Origin of the sequence: Nocardiopsis ganjiahuensis DSM 45031 (assembly GCF_000341085.1) — a bacterium.
GTDB classification, from domain to species: Bacteria; Actinomycetota; Actinomycetes; order Streptosporangiales; family Streptosporangiaceae; genus Nocardiopsis; species Nocardiopsis ganjiahuensis.
In genome coordinates this window covers 115,978-135,766 of record NZ_ANBA01000007.1, presented here as the reverse complement: position 1 = coordinate 135,766, position 19,789 = coordinate 115,978, and the positions used below count along the sequence as shown (strand labels likewise).

20 protein-coding genes are annotated in these 19,789 nt (G+C 71.3%); 11 read left to right on the top strand and 9 right to left on the bottom strand.

From position 1 onward, the window contains the following. Positions 1-14: 14 nt before the first annotated feature. Genes D458_RS0107325 through D458_RS0107310 form a run of 4 tightly spaced genes read right to left on the bottom strand, consistent with a single transcriptional unit; the run spans position 15 to position 3,920 of the window. Positions 15-827 carry an ABC transporter ATP-binding protein gene (locus tag D458_RS0107325; protein WP_017586078.1) on the bottom strand — a complete coding sequence of 271 codons (813 nt, stop codon included), beginning with the start codon at positions 825-827 and terminating at the stop codon, positions 15-17. After that, positions 824-1,858, bottom strand: coding sequence for a FecCD family ABC transporter permease (locus D458_RS0107320; protein ID WP_017586077.1), 1,035 nt, complete (start codon positions 1,856-1,858; stop codon positions 824-826). The genes D458_RS0107325 and D458_RS0107320 overlap by 4 nt, the downstream gene beginning before the upstream one ends. Then, on the bottom strand, positions 1,855-2,898 hold the full coding sequence (locus tag D458_RS0107315; protein WP_017586076.1) for a FecCD family ABC transporter permease: 1,044 nt from the start codon (positions 2,896-2,898) through the stop codon (positions 1,855-1,857). The genes D458_RS0107320 and D458_RS0107315 overlap by 4 nt, the downstream gene beginning before the upstream one ends. Then, positions 2,895-3,920: an iron-siderophore ABC transporter substrate-binding protein gene (locus D458_RS0107310; RefSeq protein WP_017586075.1), complete on the bottom strand. Its 1,026-nt coding sequence runs from the start codon at positions 3,918-3,920 to the stop codon at positions 2,895-2,897. Before D458_RS0107310 ends, D458_RS0107315 begins: the two co-directional genes overlap by 4 nt. Before the next feature lie 287 nt (positions 3,921-4,207). On the opposite strand from D458_RS0107310, the gene D458_RS0107305 reads away from it, so the two are divergent. Continuing rightward, complete coding sequence (locus tag D458_RS0107305; protein ID WP_017586074.1) at positions 4,208-5,392, top strand: RNA-guided endonuclease InsQ/TnpB family protein; 1,185 nt, start codon at positions 4,208-4,210, stop codon at positions 5,390-5,392. Between the two features lie 144 nt (positions 5,393-5,536). Here the strand turns inward: D458_RS0107305 and D458_RS0107300 are convergent, their stop codons facing one another. Beyond that, on the bottom strand, positions 5,537-6,334 hold the full coding sequence (locus D458_RS0107300; RefSeq protein ID WP_017586073.1) for a helix-turn-helix domain-containing protein: 798 nt from the start codon (positions 6,332-6,334) through the stop codon (positions 5,537-5,539). Between the two features lie 112 nt (positions 6,335-6,446). Here D458_RS0107300 and D458_RS0107295 point away from each other — a divergent pair, with 112 nt between their 5' ends. Next, a complete protein-coding gene (locus D458_RS0107295) occupies positions 6,447-7,445 on the top strand; it encodes an ABC transporter substrate-binding protein (protein WP_017586072.1) in 999 nt (332 codons plus the stop codon). A gap of 28 nt (positions 7,446-7,473) precedes the next feature. Here the strand turns inward: D458_RS0107295 and D458_RS0107290 are convergent, their stop codons facing one another. Together D458_RS0107290 and aztA are read right to left on the bottom strand one after the other, a co-directional pair. Continuing rightward, complete coding sequence (locus tag D458_RS0107290; RefSeq protein ID WP_017586071.1) at positions 7,474-7,860, bottom strand: VOC family protein; 387 nt, start codon at positions 7,858-7,860, stop codon at positions 7,474-7,476. A 149-nt stretch (positions 7,861-8,009) separates the two neighbouring features. Further along, positions 8,010-8,714 carry a zinc ABC transporter ATP-binding protein AztA gene (gene aztA / locus D458_RS0107285; protein WP_017586070.1) on the bottom strand — a complete coding sequence of 235 codons (705 nt, stop codon included), beginning with the start codon at positions 8,712-8,714 and terminating at the stop codon, positions 8,010-8,012. A gap of 92 nt (positions 8,715-8,806) precedes the next feature. Between aztA and aztB the strand changes: the two genes are divergently transcribed. The 5 genes from aztB (at position 8,807) to D458_RS0107260 (ending at position 13,926) form a co-directional block, all read left to right on the top strand. Next, positions 8,807-9,724, top strand: a complete 918-nt coding sequence (gene aztB / locus D458_RS0107280) for a zinc ABC transporter permease AztB (protein ID WP_017586069.1) — start codon at positions 8,807-8,809, stop codon at positions 9,722-9,724. Beyond that, entirely contained in the window at positions 9,721-10,908 is a 1,188-nt protein-coding gene (locus tag D458_RS0107275) for a YncE family protein (protein ID WP_017586068.1), read from the top strand. The genes aztB and D458_RS0107275 overlap by 4 nt, the downstream gene beginning before the upstream one ends. A gap of 5 nt (positions 10,909-10,913) precedes the next feature. Next, a complete protein-coding gene (gene aztC, locus D458_RS0107270) occupies positions 10,914-11,846 on the top strand; it encodes a zinc ABC transporter substrate-binding protein AztC (RefSeq protein ID WP_040702259.1) in 933 nt (310 codons plus the stop codon). An 80-nt stretch (positions 11,847-11,926) separates the two neighbouring features. Beyond that, the gene (gene aztD / locus D458_RS0107265) at positions 11,927-13,120 is read left to right on the top strand and encodes a zinc metallochaperone AztD (protein ID WP_017586066.1); all 1,194 of its coding nucleotides are present in this window, start codon (positions 11,927-11,929) and stop codon (positions 13,118-13,120) included. 299 nt (positions 13,121-13,419) lie between these two features. Continuing rightward, the gene (locus D458_RS0107260) at positions 13,420-13,926 is read left to right on the top strand and encodes a hypothetical protein (RefSeq protein ID WP_017586065.1); all 507 of its coding nucleotides are present in this window, start codon (positions 13,420-13,422) and stop codon (positions 13,924-13,926) included. Positions 13,927-13,956: 30 nt separating this feature from the next. On the opposite strand, the gene D458_RS33135 is transcribed toward D458_RS0107260, so the two are convergent. Further along, positions 13,957-14,499: a TetR/AcrR family transcriptional regulator gene (locus tag D458_RS33135; protein ID WP_083936258.1), complete on the bottom strand. Its 543-nt coding sequence runs from the start codon at positions 14,497-14,499 to the stop codon at positions 13,957-13,959. A gap of 211 nt (positions 14,500-14,710) precedes the next feature. Here D458_RS33135 and D458_RS0107250 point away from each other — a divergent pair, with 211 nt between their 5' ends. Continuing rightward, on the top strand, positions 14,711-15,691 hold the full coding sequence (locus tag D458_RS0107250; RefSeq protein ID WP_017586063.1) for an NAD(P)-dependent alcohol dehydrogenase: 981 nt from the start codon (positions 14,711-14,713) through the stop codon (positions 15,689-15,691). Positions 15,692-15,700: 9 nt separating this feature from the next. On the opposite strand, the gene D458_RS0107245 is transcribed toward D458_RS0107250, so the two are convergent. Next, the gene (locus D458_RS0107245; RefSeq protein ID WP_017586062.1) at positions 15,701-16,705 is read right to left on the bottom strand and encodes a LacI family DNA-binding transcriptional regulator; all 1,005 of its coding nucleotides are present in this window, start codon (positions 16,703-16,705) and stop codon (positions 15,701-15,703) included. 152 nt (positions 16,706-16,857) lie between these two features. Here D458_RS0107245 and D458_RS0107240 point away from each other — a divergent pair, with 152 nt between their 5' ends. From D458_RS0107240 to D458_RS0107230, 3 genes are read left to right on the top strand one after another with little or no spacing between them, the layout of a single operon-like run. Then, positions 16,858-17,397, top strand: coding sequence for a TRAP transporter small permease (locus D458_RS0107240; RefSeq protein ID WP_239647911.1), 540 nt, complete (start codon positions 16,858-16,860; stop codon positions 17,395-17,397). Continuing rightward, on the top strand, positions 17,394-18,668 hold the full coding sequence (locus D458_RS0107235; protein WP_017586060.1) for a TRAP transporter large permease: 1,275 nt from the start codon (positions 17,394-17,396) through the stop codon (positions 18,666-18,668). Before D458_RS0107240 ends, D458_RS0107235 begins: the two co-directional genes overlap by 4 nt. A gap of 56 nt (positions 18,669-18,724) precedes the next feature. Continuing rightward, positions 18,725-19,720: a DctP family TRAP transporter solute-binding subunit gene (locus tag D458_RS0107230; protein ID WP_017586059.1), complete on the top strand. Its 996-nt coding sequence runs from the start codon at positions 18,725-18,727 to the stop codon at positions 19,718-19,720. Positions 19,721-19,789 lie beyond the last annotated feature (69 nt).

Below are 19,789 nucleotides of genomic sequence, written 5' to 3'. Positions count from 1 at the left end.
CGGAAAATCCTCGGTCAGCCCGCCGGAACCGCGCGGTGGTGCCTGCCGATGGGCAGCATCAGCGGCTTGCCCGAGGTGGGGTCGGTGATGATCTGGCTCTCCATCCCGAACACTGACCGCACCGTCTCGGGGGTGAGCACCCGCTCGGGCGGGCCCGCCGCGTGGAGCCTGCCGTCGGCGAGCGCGATCAGGTGGTCGGCGTAGCGCGCCGCGAGGTTGAGGTCGTGCAGGACCAGCACGATCGTGGTGCCGCGCGAGGCGTTGAGGTCCGTGAGCAGGTCCAGGACCTCGACCTGGTGGCTGACGTCCAGGAAGGTGGTCGGCTCGTCCAGGAGCAGCAGGTCCGTGCGCTGGGCCAGCGCCATGGCGATCCAGACGCGCTGGCGCTGCCCGCCGGAGAGCTCGTCGACGGGTCGGTCGGCCAGCTCCACCGTCTGCGTCGCCTCGAGGGCCTCGGCGACCGCCTCGTCGTCCTGCCTGCTCCAACGCGCGAGCATCCGCTGGTGGGGGTGCCTGCCGCGCCCCACCAGGTCGCTCACGGTGATGCCCTCCGGTGCGACCGGCGACTGCGGGAGGAGTCCGAGCGTGCGCGCGACCGCTTTGGGCTGCATGCGGTGGACCTCCTCCCCGTCGAGCAGGACCCGGCCGGCCCGCGGCGCCAGGAGCCGCGACATCGAGCGCAGCAGCGTGGACTTGCCGCAGGCGTTGGCACCGACGATCGCGGTGATCCGGCCGGGCGGGACGGCGAGGTCGAGGGAGTCGATGACGTCGCGGTCCTTGTAGCCGAGCGTCAGTTCCTCGACGAGGAGCGAGTGGTCCGTGGTCACAGGGAGCCTCCCACGCGGTTGCTGCGGATGATCAGGTAGACGAGGTAGGGAGCGCCGAGCACGCCGGTGACGACCCCGACCGGGAAGCGGGTCCCGAAGAGGAACTGTCCGCAGAAGTCGGCCACCAGCACCAGGAGCGCGCCGACCAGCGCGGAGGGCACGAGCAGGGACCCGTCCGAGCCCACCAGGCGGGCGGCGATGGGGCCGGACAGGAAGGCCACGAAGGCGATCGGGCCGGCCGCGGCGGTGGCGAAGGCGATGAGCCCGACCGCGCCGACGACCGCCAGGAGCCGGGTGCGGTCCACGCGCACGCCCAGCGCCGAGGCGGTGTCGTCGCCCAGCTGGAGCGCGGAGAGGTTTCCGGACAGTCCCAGCAGCATCGGGGCGAGCACGGCCAGCGCGACGACGACCGGAAGGGTCGCGTTCCAGCTGGCACCGTTGAGGCTGCCGGTGAGCCAGCGCATCGCCTCCTGGAAGTCCCAGGTGGCCGCGCGGTCCAGGATGTAGGACGTGATGCTGTCGAGCATGGCGGCGACGCCGATGCCGATGAGGATGAGCCGGGTCCCGGAGACCCCGCCCTTGTACGACAGCGCGTAGATGACCAGGGCCACCCCGAGCCCGGCGGCGATCGCGAAGACCGACACCCCGGCCCCGTCCAGGGAGAGCACCACGATCGCGAAGGTCGCGGCGGCGCTGGCGCCCGCGCTGATACCGATGATGTCCGGGCTGGCCAGCGGGTTGCGCAGCATGGTCTGGAAGGTCACCCCGGCGAGCCCGAAGCACATCCCGGCGGTGATCGCGAGCACGGCCCGGGGCAGGCGGAGCCGTCCGACGGTGAACGAGGCCCCGGGGACGTCCTGGCCGAGGACGACCCGGGCGACGTCGCCGGGCGGGTAGAAGGTCTGCCCGACCATGAGGGTGACGGCGAAACCGGCGACGATGAGGGCGGCGAGGGCGCCGATCACGAGGTGCCGTCGGCGCGCGCGGCGCACCCGACCGCGTGCGACGGTCTCGACGGTGGAGATGCTCACAGGGAACGAACCTTCTGACGGCGGACGATGTAGATGAAGAACGGGGCGCCGATCAGGGCGGTCACGATCCCCACGTCGATCTGTCCGGGGCGGGCCACGATGCGGCCGACCACGTCCGCCGCGGTCAGCAGCGCGGCGCCGGTCAGGGCCGAGAACGGCAGCAGCCAGCGGTGGTCGACACCGACGAGCAGGCGGCACATGTGCGGGATGACCAGACCGACGAAGCCGATCGGCCCGGTGACGGCGGTGCTGGCACCGCACAGCACGACGGAGCCGACCGAGGCGGTGATCCGCGAGGCCGCGACGCGCTGGCCCAGCCCGGCGGCGAGTTCGTCGCCCAGGGCCAGGAGGTTGAGCCCGCGTGCGGAGAGCAGGCAGACGACGAACCCGACCACCAGGAACGGGAGCACGTGGGAGATGGTCGCGAACGTGCCGCCGCCGACCCCGCCGATCTGCCAGGAGTGGGCGCCGTCGGCGATGTCGTTGCGCGGGAGCAGGAGGGCCCGGATGAACGACGCCAGAGCTGCCGAGGTGGCCGCACCGGCGAGGGCGAGTTTGAGCGGGGTCGCGCCGCCCCGGCCCATGGAGCCGATGACGTGCACGAACAGCGCGGTCACCCCGGCGCCGAGGATCGCCGACCAGATGAATCCGGTGGCGGTGGCCAGGCCGAAGAACGCCATGCCCACCACGACGGCGAGCGAGGCGCCCATGTTCACGCCCAGGATGCCGGGGTCGGCCAGCGGGTTGCGGGTCACGCCCTGCATGACCGCGCCGGAGACACCGAGGGCCGCGCCGACGATCACGGCGAGCAGGGTCCGGGGGATGCGTTTGGCGACCGCGGCCTCGTTGAAGCCCTCGGCCGAACCGCCGAAGGCGGCGACGATGTCGGCCCACTGGACGTCGCGGGAGCCGACCGCGACCGAGAGGAACATGAGCCCCAGCAGGACGGCCAGGACGAGGAGCAGCCAGAGGGATCTGCCCCGGCGCGGGGGCCGCACGGTGGCGGCCCCCGCGTCGGTGGGTGCCTGTCGGGTGATCACTGCGCCCCGTCAGCGGCCTCGGCCAGGAGCGACAGGTAGTCGTCGAGGACCCACGAGATCGACAGCGGGGTCGGGTTCGCGGCCGTTCCGAGCGGGCTGTCACCGGGCAGGCTCACGACGGCGGAGTTCTCCACGGCGGGCATCTGGGACAGCAGCGGGTCGGCCTCGAGGGAGGTCACCAGCTCCTCGCCGCCGTAGGTGACGATGATGTCGACGTCGTTGAAGGCGTCGGCCTGCTCGGCGCTGTGGGTGAGGGAGAACTGGTCGGTCTCGGCGGAGGCGGTGGCGACGCTGTCGGGAGTCGTCAGGCCGATGTCCTCGAAGAACAGCGCGCGGGTGTCGTGGACGGTGTAGAAGCTGACCTCGCTGAGGTCGCTGGTGTCGACGTGGGTCAGGAACATCGCCGACGAGCCCTCGATCTGCGGGTGGTCGGCGACCGCCTCCTCGATCTCGGTCTCCAGCTCGGCGATGAGCCCGGCGCCCTCGTCGGCCATGCCGAGGGCGGCGCTGTTCAGCTCGATGGTGTCGCGCCAGGAGGTGCCCCAGGCGGTCTCCGGGTAGGCGACGACGGGGGCGATCTCGCTGAGGGTGTCGTAGTCCTCCTGGGTCAGCCCGGAGTAGGCGGCGAGGATGACGTCCGGCTGGGTGTCCGCGACCGCCTCGAAGTCGATGCCGTCGGTCTCGTCGAAGAGCACGGGGGTCTCGGCGTCCAGTTCCTGGAGCTTCTCCTCGACCCACGGGAGGACGCCGTCGTCGTTGTCGTCGCCGAAGGTGGCGGCGGCCATGCCGACCGGGACGACGCCCAGGGCCAGGGGGACCTCGTGGTTGGCCCAGTTCACCGTGGCGACCCGCTCCGGCTCGGAGTCGATGGTCGTCGTGCCGAGCGCGTGCTCGATCGTGAGGGGGGTCCAGTCGCCGGAGTCCCCGGAGGCGCCTTCGGAGGCCGAGGAGGAACAGGCGGCGAGGGAGAGGGGGAGGAGGGCGGCCGTGGCGAGCGCGGCCAGCCTGGAGACGCGGGGCATGGTTTCCTTCCGGTGGTGTCCCTGTGCACCCCCGGAAACCGGGAGTTAGGTTTGCCTTACCGAATTTAGGGTGCACTCAGTAGGTTCGCAATCGCGCGAAAAGGACACTGTTCCTCGCAGAACGGACAAAACCTCTGTCCGCTTCCGCCCGCTGCCACCTGCTACCTGTCTTGTCCGAGAGTGCCCCGGCGTTCACGCCGGGGGTGAAGCGGATCCGAGCCCGTACCCGCCCGCCTGCCTGGACGGGTCGTCCCCGGATTGTCTTAGGCGGGTGTGAGGGTTTTGGGGTGCACCTTCGATACACCTACCGCATCTACCCGGACGGGGAGCAGCGCCTGGCGCTCGCCCGCCTGTTCGGGTGTGTGCGTGTGGTGTTCAACGACGCCCTGGAGCGCACCGCCGCGATCAAGGCCTCCAACAAGCTGCTCGGCCCGCCCCGGGCGCGGACTGCTCAGGGCCCCTACCAGCGGGTGCCCAAGAACGCGGACCTGTCACGGGAGCTGATAGCCCAGGCCAAGAAGACCCCGGAGCGGGAATGGCTTTCGGAGGTGTCGGCGGTCCCGCTCCAGCAGGCGCTGCGGGACCTGGACCAGGCATGGGCGGCCTACGAGGACTCCAAGACCGGAAAACGCAAAGGGCCGAAGGTGGGGGCGCCACGGTTCAAGTCTCGCCGTGATGGCACCCAGTCGGCCCGTTTCACCGCCAACGCCCGCTGGAAGATCACCGACCAGGGCAAACTGCCCCTGCCCAGGGTCGGTGAGGTCAAGGTGAAGTGGTCCAGGGCGCTGCCCTCGGTCCCGTCCTCGGTGACCGTGATCAAGGACGCCGCAGGGCGGTACTTCGCGAGCTTTGTGGTCCAAACAGACGACAAGCCCCTGCCTGAGAGTACCGATGATGTGGGCATCGATCTAGGCCTGTCGCATTTCGCGGTGCTGTCCGATGGCACCAAGGTCGCCAACCCCCGGTTCCTGCGCCGCGCCGAACGCAAACTGAAGAAGACCCAGCGCTCGCTGTCGCGCAAGGTCAAGGGGTCGGCCAACCGGGCCAAGGCCCGGGTGAAGGTCGCCCGCGCTCATGGGCGGGTGGCTGACTGCCGCCGCGAGTTCCACCACCAGCTCTCCACCCAGATCATCCGCGAGAACCAAGCGGTGTTTGTGGAGGATCTGTGTGTGAAGGGGCTCGGGCGCACCCGGTTGGCCAAGAGTGTGCATGATGCCGGGTGGTCGGCGTTCGTGCACATGTTGGAGTACAAGGCCGCCCGGTACGGGCGGGTCTTCATCAAGGTGGACCGGTTTCTGGCCTCCTCGCAGACCTGCCATGTGTGCTGGGTGGTGGACGGACCCAAACCCTTGCAGGTGCGCCAATGGACGTGCCGGTCCTGTGGGACCCTGCTTGACTGGGACGTGAACGCGGCCCGGATCGTGCTCGCCGCTGGACGGAAACTCGCCCGAGAGCGAGAAGCGGAGAGTTGAAACGCCTGCGGAGGCGGGGTAAGACCACCATCCTTTCGGGTGGGGCACCGGCCGGTGAAACAGGAACCAGCGGACGCTGTGAGGCGCACCGCGCCTATAGCCGCGAGGCTGTGGGAATCCCCGGGGTTCACCCCGGGGAGGACGTCAATGCGCGCGGAAGCGTCCCGGACTCATCCCCGTCACCCGCCGGAAGACCGTGCCGAACGCGCTCGCCGAGTGGTAGCCGACCCGCTCGGCGACCTCCTCGATCTCCTCGCCCCCGGCGAGCAGCGTGATCGCGTGCTGCACCCGCGCCGTGGCCAGCCACTGGCTGAACCCGAGCCCGGTCTGCGCCCGGAAGGCCCGCGTGACGGTCCGGCTGCTCACGCCGAGCCGCGACGCCCAGGCGGCCAGGGTCGTGCCGTCGGCGGGGTCCGCGCGAACGGCGTCGACGATGGGAGCCAGCAGCGGCGCGTCGGGGATCTTCAGCAGCAGTTCGACCGGGGCGGGCGCCATCAGGTCGAGCACCACCGCCTCGGTCCTCGCACGCGAGTCGGCGGTCAGGCCCTCGGTGTTGAGCCGCTCCAACAGGAGCCGCAGGAGCGGGGTGACCTCCACCGCGACGGGGGCGTCCGAGATCGCCGGGGCCGCGTGGATGCCGAACTGCGCGGCGTGGTGCCACGTACCCGCCGACGTCCACCCCGAGTGGGGCGTTCCGGCCGGGATCCACAGTCCGAGCGACGGCGTGATCGTCCAGACCCGCGCCCCGACCGTCGCCGTGGACGCGCCCCGCTGGTTCCAGAGCAGCTCGTGCGTGGGGTGCGAGTGTTCCTCCCAGTAGGTGTCGCGGGAGATGACCTCGTCCGTTCCGTGGACGACGAACGGCACGTCGATCTCGCCCGCGGCGTACCGGGGCAGCCTGCGGCTGTCGACCGCGCCCGCGCGCCGGCCACGCCCTTTCACAGGGTTCTTCACCGTGTCTCGTATGACCACGTCGCCAAGGTTATGCCCCGATGGTCACCCCCGAAAAGAAGAAGGCTAGCCTTGCCTTATTTCCACCAACAGGAGGTTTCCGGTGACAGGAACGAACACGGGCCGATTCCGGACGACGGGTGCCCGTGCGGCGGCCGGGGCGGCAGCCGGCGCGCTCGCGGTCCTGCTGGCCGCGGGGTGCAGCACGGCCCAGGACGCGGAGGAGTCCCCGTCCGAGGCGAACGCCTCGGACGGGACGTACCCGGTGACGGTCGAGACCGCTTTCGGTGAGGTCACCGTCGAGCAGACCCCCGAGCGGGTGGTCGCGCTGGGCTTCGCCCCCGCCGAGGCGGCCCTCTCCCTCGGGGTGGAACCGGTCAGTGTGGCCGAGGACCCCGACGCCCTCGAACAGAGCGTCCCCTGGATGGCCGAGGAGATCGCCGACACCGCCGACCCGGGCCTGCTCGGCGCGGACGGCGAGCCCAACCTGGAGGCCATCGCCGCCGCCGAACCGGACCTGATCCTCGCCCAGACCTACCAGGTGGCCGACCAGACGGCCTTCGACAACCTGAACGCCATCGCCCCGACCGTCCTGCCCGCCACCGACGCCCTGAACGTGGACTGGGACGAGCGCCTGCTCAAGACCGCCGAAGCACTGGGGCGCCCCACCGAGGCCGAGGAGCTCATCAGCCAGATCCGGGCGGAGTTCACCGAGATCGGCGCGACCGTACCGGACATCGAGGAGCGGACCTACCAGTGGGTCCGCGCCGACGCGGACGGCTACGGCTTCGGCAACGGCTCCCTCTTCGAACTGTTCGGACTGCGGCCGGCCGAGAACCAGGACAACACCCAGGGCTCCGACCCCCTGTCCCGCGAGCACACCGCCGACCTGGACGCCGACCTCCTCGCGGTGTGGGCGCCGAGCCAGGAGGAACGCCAACAGCTCGACGACGACCCCCTTTTCCAGAACCTGCCCGCGGTCGAGGCGGGCACCGTCTACTACGCCGACCTCGCCTTCGCCAACGCCATCAACTCCGCGGGCCCGATGAGCCTGCGCTGGATCGCCGAGGAGCTGCGCCCGGTCGTCGAGGAGCTCGGCTAGGGGCGGGTCCGGCCCCTGCTCCCGGACTTCAACGCAGGTCCCGGCGCAGGGGGTGGTCCTCGGGGATCTGGACCAGGACGATCCGCACCCCGTCGGGGTCGGCGATCCACGCCTCCACCAACCCCCAGAACTCCGTCCGGGGCTCGCGCAGCCCCTCGGCCCCGGAGGCCACCAGCCGGGCGTACTCGGCCTCGACGTCGCGCACCTGCAGCCACAGGGAGAGCGGCGGCACCCCGGAGGGTTCGGCGCTGCCGGAGACCTCCAGCAGCCCGTTGCCCAGGAAGAACACCGTGCCGAGGGCCTCGGGGTCGCCGAACTCACGGTGCACCGCCAGTCCCAGCACGTCGCGGTAGAACTCACGGCTGCGCCGGAGGTCGGTGGGCCGCAACAGGATGCGGCTGCTCAGAACGTCCATGCCGGGCATGCTCCCATCCCCTCCCCCGCACGGGGAAGCCCCCCGGCACGCGGTTCGGCGGTCCTTCGAGCGGTGCCGGACCCCGTGCCCGGGTGCCGGTGCCGGGTACCGGGGCCCGGGCTCGGATCCGGGCGCCGGTCCGGTCGGGCTCAGAGCCCCGGACGGACACGCGGCGGGGAGGCGGTCGAGACCCCGCCCGGGACCGCGGCCAGGGGGTCGGCCGAAGGCTCGGACAACAGGACCGCCCGGCCCTCCTCCAGCCTGAGAACGTGGTCCGCGTCCCGCGCCTCCTCGGCGAAGTGGGTCGCGTGGACGACCGTCACCCCCTCGGCCGCGACCTCGGCGACCGTCTCCCGGATCCGTTCCCTGGCCTCGCGGTCCAGACCCGCCGAGGGCTCGTCCAGCAGCAGCAGATCCGCCTCCTGCGCCAGGCCCTGGGCGATCAGGGCGCGCTGGCGCTGGCCTCCGGAGAGCTCCCCCAGCCGCCGGTCGGCCAGGTCCGCGACACCGGCCCGCTCCATGCAGCGGGCGATCACCGCGCGGTCCCGGCGGGTGAGCGGACGCCAGAGCCCCCGGTGCGCCCAGCGCCCCATGGCCACCGTGGCGCGCACCGTGAGGGGCAGGGCGTCGGGAACCGAGCTGCGCTGCACCACGAAGGCGGGACGGGCGCCCCGCTCGGGACTCACCGTGCCCGCTCTGGGGGTGAGCGTGCCCGCCAGGACCCCGAGCAGCGTGGACTTACCCGCTCCGTTGGCCCCCACGAGGGCGGTGACAGCACCCTCGGGGATCTCGGCGGTGACACCTCTGAGGACGTCCGTCCCCCCGTATCCCGCGTACAGGTTGTCCAGTCTCACGCCTCGCACCCCTCTTCTCACCGATCGCCCGGAGGACGATGACCCGACCCGATGTGAAAACGACAATGGTTATCGTTATAGAGTGTCCCACTATGGAAGCACTGATCGAACCCTTCGGGGTCACCTTCGTCCAGCGTGCGCTGTGGGCTGGGCTCCTGGTCTCGGCGATCTGTGCGATCGCCGGAACCTGGGTGGTCCTGCGCGGTATGGCCTTCCTGGGGGACGCGATGTCACACGGCATGCTGCCCGGGGTGGCCCTGGCCTCCCTGCTCGGGCAGAGCCTCTTCCTGGGCGCCGCCCTGGCCGCGGGGGCCATGGCCGCCGGGGTCACCGCGCTGAGCCGCTCTCCCCGGCTCTCCCAGGACACGAGCATCGGCCTGCTCTTCGTGGGCATGCTCTCCGTGGGCGTGATCCTGGTGTCGCACTCGGCGTCCTACGCCGTGGACCTGACCGCCTTCCTCTTCGGCGACGTCCTCGGCGTACGGGAGCAGGACCTGCTCCACCTGGGGCTCTCCCTCGCGGTGGCGCTGGTGGTCGCGGTCGTCGGCCACCGGTCCTTCGTCGCGCTGGCCTTCGACCCCCGCAAGGCGCACACCCTGGGCCTGGCCCCGCGGACGGCGCACTTCGCCCTGCTGGGCCTGGTCACCCTCGCGGTGGTCGCCTCGTTCCACGTGGTCGGCACCCTGCTGGTGTTCGGTCTGCTCATCGCCCCGCCGGCCGCGGCCCTGCTCTGGGCCCGGCGCATCCCCGCGATCATGCTCACCGCGGCCCTGCTGGGCGGCGCCGCGACCTTTGTCGGTCTGCTCGTGTCCTGGCACTGGGGCACGGCGGCCGGAGCGACCATCGCGGCCGCGGCGGTGGTCTTCTTCTTCGTCTCCGCGCTGGCCGCGGCGCTGCACGCACGGCTGGCCGGCGGGCCCCGGACCGAGCCCTCTCGGTATCCCGACTCCCCCGCCCCAGCCCCCACCCCCTCCCTGACCACAACTACGGAGAGGCCGGTGACGTCTTGAGACACACCGCTATCGCCCCGTTCGCGGCGGCGCTCATCACCCTGCTCGCCGGCGGCTGCTTCGGCGGCGCGCCCGACGAGTCCGAGGCCCCCGAGGCCGAGGAGACCCCCCACGGCTACGTGGAGGGGGCGGAAGAGACCGCCGAACCGCAGTCCCGGCTGGTACTGGCCGACAGCGACAGCGGCGACGTGGTCCTGTTGGACCTGATCACCGAGGAGATCAGCGAGCTCGGAAACGTTCCGGGGGTGGACGGCATCTCCGGGGACAGCCGATTCGCCTATCTTCAGTCATCCGGTAATGGGATGTCCGAGGTCTTCGACAGCGGCGCCTGGACCGTGGACCACGGCGACCACAGCCACTACTACAGAACCGGTGCGGGCCGCGTCGGCTCCCTGGACGAGGCGATCGGCTCCGAGGTGGTCACCGATACCGTCCTGACCTCCCTCACCGGTGCTGACGGCGGCTCCCTGGTCCTGACCCGCGAAGGACTGGAGGACGGGTCGGTCGAGACCGCCGACGTCCTCCCCGACGAGCGGACCGCGGCCTACCCCTACAAGGGGGTCCTGGTCACCGTCGACACCGCTGACGGCACCGTCCGGACCCTGGAGCGGGACGGCGAGCCCGGACAGACGCTGTCCCAGACCTGCGCCTCACCCCAGGGAGCAGCCGTCACCCGGAGGGGCCTGGTCGTCGGATGCGAGGAGGGGACCCTCCACCTCACCGAGGACGACGGCTCCCTCGACGCCGAGACGGTCCCCTACCCGGGGCCCGGACGCACCGAAGCCTTCCACCACCGTTCCGGCTCGGCCGTCCTCGCGGCGCTGTCCACCGAGGGCGACCCCTGGGTCCTGGACCTGGCCGCCGGGGAGTGGCGCTCCATCGACCTCGACGACACGGTGGCGGTGACCGCGGTCGGTGAGGACATGCCGTTCCTGGCCCTGACCGGGGACGGAACCCTGCACTCCCTGGACCCGGAGACGGGCGAGCAGGAGGCCGACACCCCGCTGCTGGAAGGGCTGGACCCCGAGCACCCGCCCACACTCCAGGTGGACACCTCCCGCGCCTACGTCAACGACCCCGAGGCCGGGACCATCCACGAAATCGACTACAACGACGACCTGCGCGTGGCCCGCACCCTCGACGTGGGCATCGCACCGCACCTGATGGTCGAGACCGGACAGTGACCGACATGAGCCCCCGACGCACACCCGCCGGACGCACCCTCCCCGCCCTCGTGGCCACCGGCCTCGCCCTCACCCTGGCCTCGTGCTCCAGCGAAGGCCAGGACACCGGGATCGTCGTGACGACCAACATCCTCGGTGACATCACCGAACAGATCGTCGGCGACCAGGCCGAGGTCACCGTTCTGATGAGACCCGACACCGACCCGCACTCCTTCGCGATCTCCGCCCAGGAGGCCGCGACCCTGGAGAACGCCTCACTCGTCGTCCACAACGGCCTCGGCCTGGAAGAAGGGGTCGCGCACAACGTCACCGCCGCCGAGGAGGAGGGCGTACCCGCGCTGGAGGTCGGCGCGGGCGTGGACCCCCTCCCCTACACCTCCGACGAGAGCGAGGGCGAGCCCGACCCGCACTTCTGGACCGACCCCGAGCGGGTGCTGACGGCGATCGACCTGATCACCGAGAACGTGGTCGAGGAGGTCCCGGGCGTGGACGCCGACACCGTGCGCGCCAACGCCGAGGCCTACGCGGCCGAGGTGGCCGAACTCGACACCTGGATGGGCGGGGAGTTCGCCGCCCTGCCCGAGGAGAACCGGAAGCTGGTCACCAACCACCACGTCTTCGGCTACCTCGCCGACCGCTACGGCTTCGAGGTCATCGGCGCGGTGATCCCCAGCGGCACCACCCTGGCCTCGCCCAGTACCTCCGACCTCAAGGAGCTGTCGGACGCCGTCGCCGAGGCGGGCGTCTCCGCCGTCTTCGCCGACTCCTCCCAACCCGACCGCCTGGCCACGGTCATGGCCGAGGAGGCCGGGGTGGAGATCGACGTGATCCCGCTCTTCACCGAGTCCCTGAGCGCCGAGGGCGGCGGTGCCGAGACCTACCTGGAGATGATGCGCTCCAACACCGAGGCCATCACCACCGGGCTCAGCGGCGAGTGAGCCCCTCCCCGCGGCCCGGCCCCACCACGTACCCCCCGTTTTCCGTTTCCCGCACGACACACCCCTGAGAGAGAAGCAGCATGCGTACGAACCGAATCACCCGCGGGGCGGCCCTGCCCGCCCTGCTGTCCGCAGGTCTCCTGCTGACCGCCTGCGGCACCGGCGCCGACAGCGACGACGCCGCGGCGGACGCCGACGCGGAGGGCACCCCCGCGGAGATCGTGGCCACGGAGCCCGTGGTCACCACCTACGACGGCGGCCTGTACGTCCTGGACGGGCAGACCCTCGACGTGGTCGCCGACATCGAGCTGGAGGGCTTCAACCGGATCAACCCGGCCGGGGACGACCGGCACGTGTTCGTCTCCACGTCCGACGGCTTCCAGGTCCTGGACGCGGCGGGCGCCGAGCTGACCGACACCCTCTTCAGCGCCGACGCCCCCGGGCACGTGGTGCGGCACGGCGGCCGCACCGTCCTGTTCGCCGACGGCACCGGGGAGATCACCGCCTTCGACACCGACGCGCTCGGCGAGGGGATGCCCGAGGAGACCGAGGTCCACACCGCGGAGGAGGCCCACCACGGGGTCGCGGTCGAACTGGAGAACGGTGAGCTCCTGCTCACCCTCGGGGACGAGGAGGAGCGTGTGGGCGCGCTCGTGCTCGACGCGGACCGGGAGGAGATCGCCCGCAGCGAGGACTGCCCCGGCGTCCACGGCGAGAGCGCGGCCCAGGACGAGGCCGTCGCCATCGGCTGCGAGGACGGCGCCCTGATCTACAAGGACGGCGAGTTCACCAAGGTCGAGAGCCCCGACGACTACGGGCGCATCGGCAACCAGGCCGGCTCCGAGCAGTCCCCGATCATCCTCGGCGACTACAAGACCGACCCCGACGCCGAACTGGAGCGCCCCGAGCAGATCGCCCTGATCGACACCACCGACGCCGACCTGCAGCTGGTCGACCTGCCCTCCAGCTACACCTTCCGCTCTCTGGGCCGGGGTCCGGACGGCGAGGCCCTGGTGCTGGGCACCGACGGCGCCCTGCACGTCATCGACCCCGAGGCCGGGGAGATCACCGAGAGCATCGAGCTGATGGACGAGTGGGAGGAGCCCCTGGAGTGGCAGGACCCGCGTCCGGCGCTGTTCGTGCGCGGCGGCACCGCCTACGTGAGCGACCCGGCCACCAACCAGGTCCACTCGGTGGACCTGGGCTCCGGTGAGGTCACCGGCACGGCCACGCTGGACGAGGCGCCCAACGAGCTCAGCGGGGTCTCCCACTAGGGCCTGTTTTTCTGGATGCTTTCGCTCGTGTCGGCGGAGCCGACATCGATGCGAGCGGCCGTCCAGGCAATCTCTCGCCAGACGATGAGCGAAGGTCAGCCCGGGTTTGGCTGTCCGAGCACCTGCCAGCCAGGATTGGCGGCGCAGCGAGAGGCAGCCTGGTGGCCGCGAGCGCGGAATGATCCAAAAAACAGGGCCTAGGACCTCCGGAAGCCGCGGAGCCGGGCCGCCCGGGTACCCACTCGCGTCTGAGTGCCGGTACTCAGGCGGCCCGGTCCCGGTACGGGCAGCATGTCCCTATGAGCGACACCAGCGACACCGCCTTCCGTACCCCCGCCGCCCTTCGGCGCTCCCCCGCGCACGCCCTCCAGGCCGCGGCGCTCTTCGTCGGATCGGCCGCCGCGGGCTGGTGGAGCACCCACGTCCCCGAGAAGCAGGCCGTCCGGGAACTGGGCCTGCCCCTGGAGGAGGCCGACCACGCCTTCGAACCCTGGCCGGTGCCCGACGGGGCCGTCACCGCCGTCGGCGTCGCGGGGCTGCTCGTCGCCCTGGTCGCGGCCGCACTGCTGGTGCGGGCCCTGGCCACCGGACGGCTCCGCCGACTGCCGGGGATCGCGATCCTGCTGTCGGCGCCCCTGCCCCTGATGCTCGGTGCCTGGTGGGGGATCGCCACCGCCCCGGTGATCGGCGCCAACATCGGGGTGGGACTCGCCGCGTTCCTGTTCGTTCCCGTGGGACTGATCCTGCTGGCGGCGTCGGTGACCCTGCTCCTGGTCGACCGCCTCCGGCGTCCCCGCACCCCCTGACCCGCACGGGAACACGCCCGCGGGCCCCGGTCACCTCCCTGCGGCGAAGGAGGCCAAGAAATGGTCCACCACACGCTGCGCCCTTCGATGCGGATCGGGTTCCCCGACGATTCCCGCGACGGCGGAGAAGAGAAGGGCCACGTCGTCCAGGCGGATGTCCGCGCGCACCGCGCCCGCATCCCGGGCGCGCCCCAGGATCTCCTCGATGCGCGCCCGGGTCGCGCGCGTGTGTTCCGCCTGCTGCACGGGGAACCGCTCCGCGAACTCCGGTGAGCACACCCGGCCCCGCACCTGCAGGGCGGCGCTGCTGCGCAGTGCGTACACCAGCCCCTGCAAGGGGTCGGAGTGGTCCCGCGCAGCGTCGAAGATCCGCGTGTAGGAGTCGACGGTCTCCTCGAAGAGCTCTCTGACCAGTGCGTCCTTGGTGGGGAAACGGCGGTGGAGCGTCGCCTCGCCGACCGCGGCGCGACGGGCGACCGTGGACAGGAGAACGTCCAGCCCGCCCGCGTCGAAGCTCTCCCGGGCGGCCTTCAGAATCCGTCGGCGGTTCGCCACCGCATCACGTCGCACCATCTTCGGGGAAACCGCTCTCCGGGGGAGCCCATTCCCGCCGTTCGGGTTCTGAGGGACGACGGTGCCTCCGCCCCTCACTTACACGTTTTCGGCCATGGACTCGGGAACACGGCGTGTTCGCCCGGAGGCAAGCGCGATCGCGCCCGCCGGGAACCGCGGAACACGGGGGCGGGGCGATCGTGGGCTCCACCGCACAAGAGGAGAGATCACCATGGAGACGACCATGCGAGCGGTCCGTCACGACCGGTTCGGCCCGCCCGAGGTCCTGGAGATCGAACGGATCACGGTCCCCCGTCCCGGCCCCGGCCAGGTCCTCGTCCGGGTGCACGCCGCCAGTGTCAGCGGTGGTGAGACCGCGATCCGGGAGGGCAGGCTGCGCCGGGTCATGCGGTCGAAGCCTCCGCGCGGGATCGGTGTGGACTTCAGCGGGCGTGTCGTCGGAGTGGGGACGGGGGTCTCCCCCGAGCAGGTCGGGCGGGAGGTCTGGGGCCTCATGCCCCACATGGCGTTCGGAAGCACCGCGGAGTACGTCGCCGTGCCCGTCGGCAGGGTCGCGCCCGCGCCGCGCGGCCTCGATCCGATCAGGGCCGCCGCCCTTCCGGCCACGGGCACCACCGTGTTGACCGCCCTGGTCGAGAAGGCACGGCTGGCGGAGGGAGAGCGGCTGCTGGTGCGCGGTGCGTCCGGAGGTGTGGGAAGCGCGGCCGTCGAGGTCGGCCGTGCGCTGGGGGCGCACGTCACCGGGCTGGCCGGGGCGCGCAACCTCGACTGGGTGCGCGAACTGGGAGCGCACGAGGCCCTCGACCACCGGCGGACCGGCCCGGAGGACCTGGGCCGGTTCGACGTGGTCCTGGACGTGGTCGGGACCCGCCTGGAGTCGTACCGCCGGCTGCTCGGACCCGGCGGGCGGATGCTGCCCCTGGCCATGGACACCTCACGGCCCCTGCGCTCGGCCGCGTACGTCCTGTGGTCGGCGGTGGCCCACCGCCGACAGGTCCTGCCGTTCAGCAACGACCCCTCGCCCGAGACCCTGGCCGAACTCACGCGGTACGTGGAGTCCGGCCGGCTCACTCCCCACGTCGACGAGGTGTTCCCGATGAGCCGGATCCGGGACGCCCACCACCGCATGGAGCGGGGCGGGGTCCGCGGCAAGCTCGTGGTGTCGATGGCCGAGGACGCGGCAACCGGCTGACGTCCGCGGTCAGGAGGCCGGAACGGGACCCGTGGAGTCGCGGATGACCAGGTGGGTGGGGAGCACCACCCGCTGCGGCGCCGGGTGGTCGGCGGACAGCGATCCCTTCCTCAACAGGAGCTCCACCGCCACCCGGCCCGCCTCGTCCTCCGGTCCGGCGAGGGTGGTCAGCGCGGGGACGCACAGGTCGGCGCCGAAGATGTCGTCGTAGCCGACCACGCTGACCCGGCCGGGCACCGGCACTCCGCGTTCGGCGAGCCTGCGCAGGACGCCGATGGCGAGCAGGTCGTTGTGGGCCACCAGCGCGGTCGCACCGGAGACCAGGGCGGCGTCGGCGGCGGCACCGCCGCCGCCGACCTTGGGCGGGAACGGGCCGAGCCGGGAGACGGCGACCCCGCGCCGGCCCGCCGCCGCCCGCAGCGCCTTCCAGCGCTCGCCGGCCAGCCAGGACTGGTGCGGGCCCGACAGGTAGACGATCGACCGGTGCCCCAGCGAGGCCAGGTGCTCGACGATCTGCCAGCTGCCCGGGCCGCTGTCGACCACCACGCTGGGCAGGCTGTCGACCTGGCGGTTGACCAGCGCCAGATTGTGGCTCTGGGCGATCCCGACGGTCGTCTCGTCGCTCATGCGGCTGGCGGCCAGCACGAACCCGTCCACCGAGTGGTCCAGTCGTTCGATCTGGTTGCGTTCGTTGGCCGCCGACTCCTCGGTGTTGCCGAGGATGAAGGTGACACCCGCTTCGCTGGCGCGCCGCTCCGCCCCTCGGATCGTGCCGAAGAAGTGCGGGTTGGTGATGTCGGGGACCAGCATGGCGATGGTCGCCTTGTGGCCGGACTGCAGGGCCGTGGCCAGGGGGTTGGGCCGGTAGCCGAGGCGTTCGGCGACCCGGAGCACGTGTTCGCGGGTGGCCGCGTTCACCCGGCGTGGATTGCTGAAGGTCCGGGAGACCGTGGAGGCCGCCACCCCCGCCTCGGCGGCGACGTCGTAGATGGTCGTGCGTTTGGGAGTGTTCATCTCCTCCTCTTCCTACCGGCTCGTGACAACTTTTGGCAATCGCTTGCCATCCTCACGAACGGAAACCTAGAGTTCACGAAAGTTTGACGCACGTCACACCCTCGGCCGCTGATCAGCGAAAAGCCGTGTTCTCCCGACTGGAGCCGACTGGGATGAGCCAATCCCCCGAAACAAACGACACCGGGCCGCCGCGCCCCAGACCGGCGGTGGTCCGGTGGCTGGAAACCGCTGAACTCGTCACCGGTGCCCTGCTGCTGGCGGTGATCTTCACGCTGATGCTCGTCCAGGCCACGCAGCGCCACCTGCCGGTCTCCGGCTGGGTCTGGACCGGCGAGCTCGCCAGGTTCGGACTGGTGTGGCTGACCTTCTCCCTGGCGGGCCACCTGGTCGGCAAGGACGAGCACGTCACCCTGAAGCTGGTCGATCACGTGGTCGGCGGCCGGGCCCTGCGCGCGGTCTGGATCCTGGCCAACCTCGTCGTCGCGGCGGTGGCCGTCGGGTTCGTGTTCGAAGCCGCCGAACTCGTCTTCGGCGGTTCCCCGCAGACCACACCCGCCCTGGACATCCCCCTGTCCTGGACCTACGTCATCCCCATGGTCGGGCTGGCCCTGGCCGCACTGCGGGCCCTGGCCAACACCCTCCTGCCCGCACCTCCCGTGGTGGAGTCCGTCCCCGAGGAGCGTGCCGAATGAGCGCCGCGCTGGTCATCACCGGAATCCTCGTCCTCATGCTGCTGCGCGTCCCCGTGGCGTTCGCGATCCTCGGTCCCACCCTGCTCTACATGGTCGTGACCGACCAGTCCACGGGCCTGAGCCTGCGCACGGCGGCACAGGAGGTCAACAGCTTCCCCCTGCTGGCCGTGCCGCTGTTCATCCTGCTGGGGGTGGTCGCCAACCACACGGGGATCGCGGACCGCATCTTCGCCTTCGCCCAGGTGCTGTTCGGCCGGGTCCGCGCGAGCCTGGGTTATGTGAACATCGGCGTCAGCGTCGGTTTCTCGTGGATCAGCGGCACCGCCCTGGCCGACGTCGCCGGCATGGGCAAGATGATCGTCCCGGCCATGACGAGCCGCGGCTACCCCCGCCGTTTCGCCCTCGGCCTGACCGCCTCCTCCAGCCTGGTCAGCCCGGTGATGCCGCCGAGCATCCCCGCGATCATCTACGCCTCGGTGGCCGCGGTCTCCACCGCGGCGCTGTTCGCCGCGGCCGTGGTCCCGGCCCTCCTCATCGCGGGCGGCCTGGCGCTGTACGTCTTCGTCTGGAGCCGCAAGCAGCCCCAGCTCGCCGGGCGCCGTTCGCAGCCCGGCGAGTTCCGCACCGCGGCCGTGCGCGTCATCGGCCCGCTGGGCGCGCCGGTCCTCCTTCTCGGAGGCATCCTCAGCGGCCTGTTCACCCCGACCGAGGCGGCCGCCGTCGGTGTCGCCTACATCCTCGCCCTCGGGTTCTGCTACCGGCGCCTCACCCTGCGTTCCCTCTGGTCCATCACGGTCGAGACCGCGACCACCGCGGCGTCGATCACGCTGATCCTCGCCGCCTCGGGGCTGCTGGGCTGGGTCCTGGCCCGCGAACGGGTGCCGCAGGACATCGCCTCGTTCCTGCTCGGCTTCACGGACAGCCCCGTGGTGTTCCTGCTCATGGTGAGCGTGGCGCTCATTCTCGTCGGCACCGTCCTGGAACCCGTCGCCGCGCTGGTCATCACGGTCCCGGTCCTGCTCCCGATCGCCGTGCAGTTCGGCGTCGACCCCGTCCACTTCGGTGTGCTCACCATCGTGAACCTCATGCTCGGGCTGCTCACGCCTCCCCTCGGCGGTGTGCTCTTCGTGCTCGGCTCGGCGACCCGCACACCGATGCACGAGGTGTTCCGCGGCACCGCGCCGTTCCTGATCCCGCTCCTGGCGGTGCTCGTGCTGCTGACTCTCGTCCCCGACCTCGTCCTCTTCCTGCCCCGCCACCTGGGCTTGTAGGGGCACTGCTCACCCCGATCCCCTTCCCGCACCCACTCCCCGAGAAAGGTTCCGCCATGAACACCGGAATCCGTGTCGCCGCACTCCTGCCGGCCGCAGCGCTCCTCCTCACCGCCTGCGGTTCGGGCGGCGACGACAGCGGCGGCCCGACCCTGACCTTCTCCACCAGCTACACCGACGACCACCCGCACACCCGCTGCGGCATCGATCTCGTGGCCGAACGGGTCGCGGAGTCCGACGCCGGCTTCGGCATCGACACCTTCCCCGGCAGCCAGCTCGGCGACAACACCGAGACCTTCGCCTCGGTGATGTCCGGCGACATCGACATGGACGTGCAGGGGTCGGCGGCACTGGGCTCGGCCTACGAGCCGATCGGGGTCTTCGACGCCGCCTACGCGTTCGACGACGCCGACCACATGTTCTCCTTCTTCGACTCGGAGGCCTCCGACGACATGAAGCAGGGCTTCGAGGAGGCCACCGGCGCGAAGATCCTCGACGTCTGGTACTTCGGCGACCGGCACTTCACCGCCAACCAGCCGATCCGCACCCCCGACGACCTGTCCGGCCTGCGCATGCGCTTCCCCGACTCCCCCATCTACCTGGCCAACGCGGAGGCGATGGGCGCGAACCCCACGGCGGTGGCCTTCGAGGAGGTCTACATGGCCCTCCAGCAGGGGACCGTCGACGGCCAGGAGAACCCGATCGCGACCATCGACGCCGACAACTTCGACGAGGTGCAGTCCCACCTCAGCCTCTCCGGACACCAGATCGGGTCGCAGATGATCGTGGTCTCCGGCCAGACCTGGGAACAGCTCACCGAGGAGCAGCAGCAGGTGCTCCAGGAGGCGGTGACCGAGGTCCGGGAGGAGAACCGCGCCTGCATCGAGGAGGCCGAGACGGAGATCCTCGCCGAGTGGGAGTCCTCCGGCGCCGTGGAGGTCGTCGACGACGTGGACGTGGACGCCTTCCGCGACCAGGTCCACGAGTACTTCCTGTCCCACCTCGACGGTGCGGACCTGGAGCTCTACGAGGCCTTCCGGGACGCCGCGTAACCCCTCGGGGCGGCGGCCGCGCAGGACCGCCGCCCCTCCTCCCCCCCGCTCGTCCCGTCACCATCACCC